This window comes from Bacillus sp. JJ783, from assembly GCF_036963225.1.
GTDB lineage: Bacteria > Bacillota > Bacilli > Bacillales > Bacillaceae_G > Bacillus_A > Bacillus_A cereus_U.
Genome location: NZ_JBALMG010000125.1, coordinates 1 through 8221 on the forward strand (window position 1 = coordinate 1; position 8221 = coordinate 8221).

The following is an 8221-nucleotide window of genomic DNA, read 5'->3' on the forward strand; positions in this document are numbered from 1 at the left end:
TGAACCTTTTTATAGTACGAAAGAAAAAGGAACAGGAATCGGATTGATGCTAAGTTATAAAATCATTGAAAGTCACCATGGGACTATTAGTATTATGAGTGATGTTGGTGTCGGGACAACTGTAACAATTTACTTACCAAAATTTCAAAATGAACCGTCCATATCAAAGAGTGAAGATAGATCCGTAACAATACGCTCTATATAACTCGTAAATAATTAAATACGCAATAACAAAGGGCTTAGTGAAAACTAAGCCCTTTGTTATTGTGTATTTTTAAATTTTATTTAGTAAACTTTACCTTTTCTTTACCATTGCTTAAATTTCTATTAAGTTTTAAACATTATATTAATATTCATACAACGTAATGTTTAAAAAATAATATTCCTTACTATACGGAGACTACATATAGTAAGGAATGAAACGAAAGTGATGTAGGGAGGAGATTATAACAAGGTGAAAAAGCAAAAAAAGAAGAACGGTTGGCCAATACCAATACGGTTAAATATTTTATTCTTTTGTGTATTTTTATTATTTTCTGGAATTATAATCCAGTTAGGTAAAGTGCAAATTTTCGATGGAGAAACATATAAAAATGAAGTAGAGAAGAGGGAAAATGCAACAGTTAATCTTACAGTACCACGCGGGAAAATTTATGACCGCGAAGGTAATCCAGTTGTTGACAATAAGTCTTTACGTACGATTACATATACAAAGGTGAAAGGTGTAAAATCGGAAGAAATGCTAAAAACTGCAAGACAACTTGCAGAAATAATTGAAATGCCGCAAGACGATATAGATAAATTAACCGAGACAGATAAGAAAGATTTTTGGATACAATTAAATCCAAAGGTTGCTCAAAATTTAGTATCTAAAAAAGAAATAGATAAGTTTAGAGAAAATGATATTGCCGGAAAAGAGCTAGATAAAAAAACTGAAGAGTTAAAGAGAAAACGAGTTTCAGATAAAAACCTTCAAGAATTAACAGCTCAGGATATAGAAGTGTTGGCTATTAAAAGTAAAATGACTTCAGGTTATCAAATGGCACCTCAAATTATTAAAAAAGATGTTAGTGAAAAGGAATATACTGTGATTAGTGAAAACTTAGCAAACCTCCCAGGGATAGATGCATCAGTTGATTGGGAGCGTTTCTATGTTAATGATGGTTTATTCCGCTCGGTACTTGGAAATGTTTCGAATGCTGATGAAGGATTACCACGTGAACGATTAGATTATTATTTAGTGCGTGATTATAGCCGGAATGACAGGGTCGGGAAAAGTTACATCGAACAACAATATGAAGATGTACTTCATGGTACGAAGAAAGAAGTAAGAAGTCTTGCTGATAAACAAGGTAATACGATTAGAACGGAAACAGTTTCCGAAGGGAAAAGCGGCAAGAATTTAACTTTAACAATAGATATGGAATTACAGAAAAAAGTTGAAGAGAGCATAGAAAAAATATTAAAGGCATACAAAGGTTCAGAATCGATGTTGGACCGTGCTTTTGTTGTAATGATGAATCCGAAAAATGGTCAAGTATTATCAATGGCTGGGAAAAAGTTAGTAGAAAAAGACGGGAAAACTGAAGTTGAAGATTACGCTTTAGGCACGATGACAAGTTCATATGAGCTTGGATCAACTGTGAAAGGTGCGACAGTGTTAACAGGGTTTGAAACAAAAGCTATAACACCAGGTACATACTTTTATGACGCACCTATGAAATTCAAAGGAACTAAGGAGAAAAAGTCTTGGAAAGAATTCGGAAATATTGATGATCTAAGAGCTTTACAAGTTTCTTCTAACGTCTATATGTTTAATACAGCATTAAAAATTGCAGGTGTGGATTATGTAAAAAATAGTTCACTAGATATTAAACAAGAATACTTTGATAAAATGAGATATTATTTCAGGCAATTCGGTTTAGGTGTTCCAACGGGCATTGATTTACCGAATGAAACAGCTGGACAAATAGGGAGAAAAGATAATCAGCCTGGTTTCTTATTAGACTTTTCCATTGGTCAGTATGATACGTATACACCACTTCAGCTTGCACAATATATTTCTACTATTGCAAATGGTGGGTATCGTATGAAACCACAAATTGTTCAAGAGATTAGAGAACAAACCGTGCAGAAAGATGAAATCGGCAAAGTGGTGCAATCAATAGAACCAGTTGTTTTAAATAGAGTGGATATGAAAGAAGATTATATAAATCAAGTAAAAGAAGGGTTTAGAAGAGTTTTCCAAGAAGGGGATGGAACGGGAGTAAGGGCGTTTCAAAAAGCATCATATAAACCTGCTGGTAAAACAGGAACCGCACAGACTGTATATGGTGGAGAAAGTAATATTGGCAGAAATGATAAAGGTGAACGTAGAGAATGCTATAATTTAACATTAGCGGGATATGCGCCTTATGATGATCCAGAAGTAGCATTTTCCGTTGTAGTACCATGGGTTATAAATGATAAGTCTGGTATTAACTCTGATATTGGAAAAGAAGTTTTAGATGCTTATTTTGATTTAAAAAATAAGCGATTAACTGGCGAAGCACCAAAAATAGATGACTCTAAAGAGAATTAAAATATATGAAATGTCTCTAGCATTTATATGAACTAGAGACGTTTTTACATACGAATAGATTAGAAATGAGGTATATATGAAGCAATTGATTCTAAAAGATTGGAGAAAAATATGTAGCTATATTTTAATTATAATAGGAATTATTATTATTAATAAGTCATTTTTATTTTGTATGGTAGAAGGAATTTCGATGCAACCTACTTTGAATGAAAATAATCGCATACTAGTTAATAAGGCTAGTGTCTATTTTTCTTCTTTTCATCATGGTGATGTTGTAATAATAAAAAAAGAAGACGAGCCTACATACTACGTGAAACGAATTATTGGATTACCAGGGGATAACATACAATTAAGAAACGATATGGTATATATTAACGGTAAAAAGCGAGATGAGTTGTATATACAGTTAGATATGTCACAAGTATCAAATCGTTTTTCAAACTTTAGAGAAATGAAAGTTCCCTCGCCTAAATTATTTGTATTAGGTGATAATCGAAATCATAGTAAAGATAGTAGGAATACACTTGGACTTATCGATGAGTCACATGTAATAGGTAAAGTGAAAATGGTATATTATCCATTTGATCAAATAAAATGGTTAAAATAATTCTATTAACTATTCACGTTTTATAAAATAATTCATATATTGATAGCATAGGACAAGCAGAAAAGCTTATCCTAACCTCACAGAACACTCCTTATCACAGTTAGGCATCTACTTATGTAGATGCCTTTTCCGATGACTGATAATTATTTATCAACCTAAAGTAGTAAGCATATTGGGACTATTAGAGGAAGATTGCTTGTAATAATAACAGTACGATTAATAAGAACATTGAATTGTAAGGAGTGAGAAATACGTGTTGAATATTTTAATAGTTAATTTTCCTGCAGAGGGACATGTAAATCCTACATTAAGCTTAGTAAAGGCCTTTACTGAAAGAGGAGATAACGTACACTATATTACAACGGAAAACTTTAAGGAAAGGATTGAAGTTTTGGGGGCTATTGTACATACTCATCCGGATTTATTAAAGGAGATTTCTATTGATAATGAAACTTCATATGGATTAAAATCTTTCTTTCATGTACATGTTCAAACTTCTTTATATATATTAGAAATTACGAAAGAATTATGTAAAAGCATAAATTTTGATTTCGTAGTTTATGATATATTTGGTGCCGGAGAGTTAGTAAAGGAATATTTACAAGTTCCAGGCATAGTTTCCTCTCCTATATTTTTAATTCCACCAGAATTATTGGAAACCTTGCCTTTTCATCCAAATGCAGAAATACAATTCCAACCCGATGAACTCTCTGAAAAGTTACTGTATCAAATGGAACATGAATTTGGAGTAAAGCCCAAAAATAATCTTCAATTTATGCATAATAAGGGAGATATTAGTCTCGTGTATACAAGTCGTTATTTTCAACCTAATAGCGATTCGTTCGGAGAAAACAATGTTTTTATTGGACCGAGTATTATAAAGCGCAAAACAAATGCAAAGTTTCCACTTGAATTGCTTTCAAAAAAGAAAGTTATTTATATTTCAATGGGAACACTTCTTGAAGGGCTCGAACCATTTTTTAATACTTGTATTGATGCTTTTTCAAATTTCGAAGGGATTGTAGTAATGGCGATCGGTGATAGAAATGATATTTCAAAAATTAAGCAAGCGCCAGACAACTTTATTATAGCCCCTTACGTACCTCAATCAGAAATATTAAGTGAAGCAGATGTTTTTATTACACATGGTGGAATGAATAGTGTGCACGATGCAATTTATTACAATGTCCCATTTGTGATAATACCGCATGATAAAGATCAACCTATGATAGCGCAAAGATTAACTGAGCTTGAGGCAGCACATAGATTATTGAAAGAGCATGTTAATGTGCAAACTTTAAAAGAGGCGGTAACAGACGTTCTTTCAAATAAAAAGTATAAACATGGCATTCGAAAACTGAATGAAAGTTTTTTAGAGTGTGGTGGTTCCGAAAGAGCCATTGCAGTTATTGATGCTCTTTTAAATAAATAGTTCGGACAATATAAAAGCATAGAGGATCTACCTTTATGCTTTTATATTATTATCCAGCAAATTGTACAGCAGTATTTGCATGTAAAAAAGCAGTATCAAAAACAGGAACAGTAAGGTCATTTTGGGAAATAAGCAATGGTATTTCAGTACAGCCTAGTAATATACCTTCCGCACCGTTTTGAATTAATGAATTGGTAATTTGTATTAGTTTCTCCCTTGAAGTTTCTGAAATAATGCCTCTACTTAATTCGTTTAATATGACGTGATGGATAAAAGTTCTTTCTTCGTCATTTGGGATAATTGTCTCAATGTTATATTTTGCTAGTCGTGATGTATAGAAATCTTGTTCCATCGTTTGTTTTGTTCCTAATAGTCCGATACGTTTTATATTCTGTTCTACCATTTCTTTAGCACTTACATCACCGATATGAAGAAGTGGGATTGATATTGCTTGTTCTACTTCCTCAGCAAATAAATGGACCGTATTTGAACACATTAGTAAACATTCAGCACCGGAGTTTTCTACCTTTTTGGCTACTGTGACTAATTCATTTTTCACTTCTTCATATTGATGATTTTGTAGTAATGTAGTTACCTCACCAAAGTCCATGCTATATAAAACAAGCTTCGCATTTTGATCATATTGAGAGAGGGTTAGTGTATTTATATGTTTATAGTATAACGATGTTGATTCCCAACTTAGTCCGCCAATTAGGCCAATAACTTTCATCATGTATTCCTCCCGTAACAATTTTGAATTCATTATTTCATAATTCCGATAAGAATACAATGATTTAAATGAATTATTTATAGGAAAATAAAAACATTAAGAAAAGTGTTGAATTTTTTAATTGTTAGTGCCATAATACAGATTACAAATACATACTTATCCAGAGAGGTAGAGGGAACGGCCCTACGAAGCCTCAGCAACCCCTATGTAAATGCATAGGAAGGTGCTAATTCCGCAGAGGACATTTATATGTCTTTTGAAAGATAAGAGGATTCTTGTACGTGAAAGAAAATGACCTCTTAATTTAAGGGGTCATTTTTTGTTGTATAGAAAGGAAGTGTCGATGCATAATTCATTTTCAAAATAAATATAGAATATTAAAAGCGGGATAATAGGAGAGGAGAATTGTAATGAACAAATTAACGACAAAACTAGTAGTAGCAATCGGAATTGGAGCAGCTTTATACGGGGTATTAGGGCTTTGGGGATTTTCTATCGCACCCAATACATTTATTAAACCAGCATTGGCTATATTAACAGTTTTTGGTGCGTTATTTGGCCCAGTAGCAGGACTATTAATAGGGCTTATTGGTCATACCGTTACAGATACAATCGCTGGTTGGGGTATTTGGTGGGGATGGGTGTTTAGTTCGGGGATTATCGGATTTTCAATGGGTCTTATACAAAAAAGAACTGGTTTCAGTGTAAAAAATGGAGCGTATAATAACCGTGATATTTCTTATTTTGCAATAGCGGGGTTAGTTGGAATTGTCATTGCCATTATATTTGCTGGTGCATTCGATATTATTGTGATGGGAGAACCGTTTGACAAAATCGTTATACAAGTACTAGGAGCAACCATTTCAGACATTATCGTATTTTTAGTTCTTGGATTACCAATCACGATTGGTCTAGCTAAAGCAAATAAGAAACATACACATTTAAAAATTGAAAAGTAGGGATGTATACATGCAACCAATTATATCTTTTGAACAATTTACCTTTCAATATGGGCATGCCGCACAGCCTACTTTAAAAGAAATTACATTTCATATATATCCAGGGGAAAAGGTACTACTAGCTGGAAGAAGTGGTTCAGGTAAGTCAACATTAGCTCATTGTATTAATGGGCTAATCCCATTTTCTTACGAAGGGATTAGTACGGGTAATATTTTAATAGCTGGAAAGGATCCGAGAGAGGGAAGTATTTTTGAACAGAGTAAACATGTAGGAACAATATTACAAGATCAAGATTCACAATTTATTGGTCTTACTGTCGAAGAAGATGTAGCATTTTCATTAGAAAACGAATGTGTAAATCAAAATGAAATGAAAAAAATTGTTAATGATTCTTTAAAAAAAGTAAACATGCAGAATTTTCATGCACAAAGCCCTCATGAATTATCAGGAGGTCAAAAACAGACAGTCTCTCTTGCAGGTCTGCTAACGACAAATGCAGATATATTATTATTTGATGAACCGTTAGCTAACTTAGATCCAGCAAGTAGTTTGAATACTATAGAACTCATTAAAGATATTCATGAGAAATATAATAAAACAATTGTAATTATTGAACATCGAATAGAAGAAATTTTAAACCTTGATTTAGACAAAATTATTTTAATCGATGAAGGAGAAATTGTTGCGATGGGTTCACCGGATAAAATATTAGCATCTAATATATTACCAAATATCGGGCTAAGAGAACCTATTTATATAGAAGTTTTAAAGAAATTAAATTTTGTCAATAACAATAACCTGTTGTTCCCAATTGAAAATCTTTGTAATGAAAAAGTTAATAGCGTAATGAAGAATTGGATGCAGAAACAAGTTTCATTTGAAGACACACATAAAAATAGAGAAGTATGTCAAATAGAAAATTTATCATTTTCGTATAATAATAAACATACAGCATTAGAAGATATAAACCTTTCAATAAGAGAAGGTGAAATAGTAGCATTATTGGGTCATAATGGAGCAGGTAAATCGACATTAGCTCATAGTCTAATAGGAATAAATAAAACAAAAAATGGGAGAATTACATTCGCTGGAGAAAACATAAATACGTGGTCTATCCGTAAACGTGGCGAAGTTATTTCGTATGTTATGCAAAACCCAAATCATATGATTACACAACGTACTGTTTTAGAGGAGGTTTCATTCACATTAAAATTAAAAAAGGTTTCTAAAGAAGAAATTAGTAGTAGAGTGGAAGTTGTTTTGAAAATTTGTGGATTATACCCATTTCGTAATTGGCCAATTCAGGCATTAAGCTACGGGCAAAAAAAGAGACTAACTATTGCTTCTGTACTTACAACAAACCCAAAACTTATTATATTAGATGAGCCGACAGCTGGGCAAGATTACTACCATTACAAACAGTTTATGTCGTTTATAAGAACATTGGCTGAAAAGGGCATATCCTTTATTTTTATCACACACGATATGAATCTTGCTTTAGAATACGCAAATCGAGCGGTAGTTCTGCATGAAGGGAAAATCATTGCGAACAATACTGTATCTGCTGTATTAGGAGATCAAGAAACGTTACAAAGAGCCAATCTACGGGAGATTTCATTAATAAAGCTTGCTAAATTAAGCGGAATTCCATCTCCAGAAATGTTTGTGAAACTTTATATAGAGGTTAATAGGAGGGAGGAGTATGCATAATACATATTTTCATCGTATGGATGGTGCAATTAAGTTATCTTTATTTATATTTTGTATGACTCTTACTTTTTTATTTTTTGATTTTCGTATGTTGCTAATTTTATTTATTATTGGATGTATCGGCCTCTTAATCGCTAAAATTCAGTTTCTTAAAATTATTGTTGTTTTCAGTGTTATATTTACATTTAGTTTATTAAATTC

7 protein-coding genes, 1 pseudogene and 1 riboswitch are annotated in these 8221 nt (G+C 32.4%); of the genes and pseudogenes, 7 read left to right on the forward strand and 1 reads right to left on the reverse strand.

Annotated features, from left to right (window positions below):
• From V7038_RS23375 to V7038_RS23390, 4 genes are all read left to right on the forward strand, one after another.
• The coding region (locus tag V7038_RS23375; protein ID WP_335695688.1) for an ATP-binding protein at nt 1-205 on the forward strand (205 nt) is incomplete at its 5' end.
• A gap of 249 nt (nt 206-454) precedes the next feature.
• Entirely contained in the window at nt 455-2581 is a 2127-nt protein-coding gene (locus V7038_RS23380) for a peptidoglycan D,D-transpeptidase FtsI family protein (protein WP_335695689.1), read from the forward strand.
• Between the two features lie 76 nt (nt 2582-2657).
• Nucleotides 2658-3188, forward strand: coding sequence for a signal peptidase I (gene lepB, locus V7038_RS23385; protein ID WP_335695690.1), 531 nt, complete (start codon nt 2658-2660; stop codon nt 3186-3188).
• Nucleotides 3189-3441: 253 nt separating this feature from the next.
• Nucleotides 3442-4620: a macrolide family glycosyltransferase gene (locus V7038_RS23390; RefSeq protein WP_335695691.1), complete on the forward strand. Its 1179-nt coding sequence runs from the start codon at nt 3442-3444 to the stop codon at nt 4618-4620.
• A gap of 49 nt (nt 4621-4669) precedes the next feature.
• On the opposite strand, the gene V7038_RS23395 is transcribed toward V7038_RS23390, so the two are convergent.
• Entirely contained in the window at nt 4670-5353 is a 684-nt protein-coding gene (locus tag V7038_RS23395; RefSeq protein ID WP_002110195.1) for an aspartate/glutamate racemase family protein, read from the reverse strand.
• A 150-nt stretch (nt 5354-5503) separates the two neighbouring features.
• A riboswitch (SAM riboswitch) is annotated at nt 5504-5620 on the forward strand.
• Nucleotides 5621-5760: 140 nt separating this feature from the next.
• On the opposite strand from V7038_RS23395, the gene V7038_RS23400 reads away from it, so the two are divergent.
• The 3 genes and pseudogenes from V7038_RS23400 to V7038_RS23410 form a co-directional block, all read left to right on the forward strand.
• Entirely contained in the window at nt 5761-6309 is a 549-nt protein-coding gene (locus tag V7038_RS23400) for an ECF-type riboflavin transporter substrate-binding protein (protein WP_002110194.1), read from the forward strand.
• A gap of 10 nt (nt 6310-6319) precedes the next feature.
• On the forward strand, nt 6320-8020 hold the full coding sequence (locus V7038_RS23405) for a DUF3744 domain-containing protein (protein WP_070128417.1): 1701 nt from the start codon (nt 6320-6322) through the stop codon (nt 8018-8020).
• Nucleotides 8013-8221, forward strand: a pseudogene (locus V7038_RS23410) (energy-coupling factor transporter transmembrane protein EcfT); the annotation flags it as partial. The gene V7038_RS23405 and the pseudogene V7038_RS23410, both read left to right, overlap by 8 nt.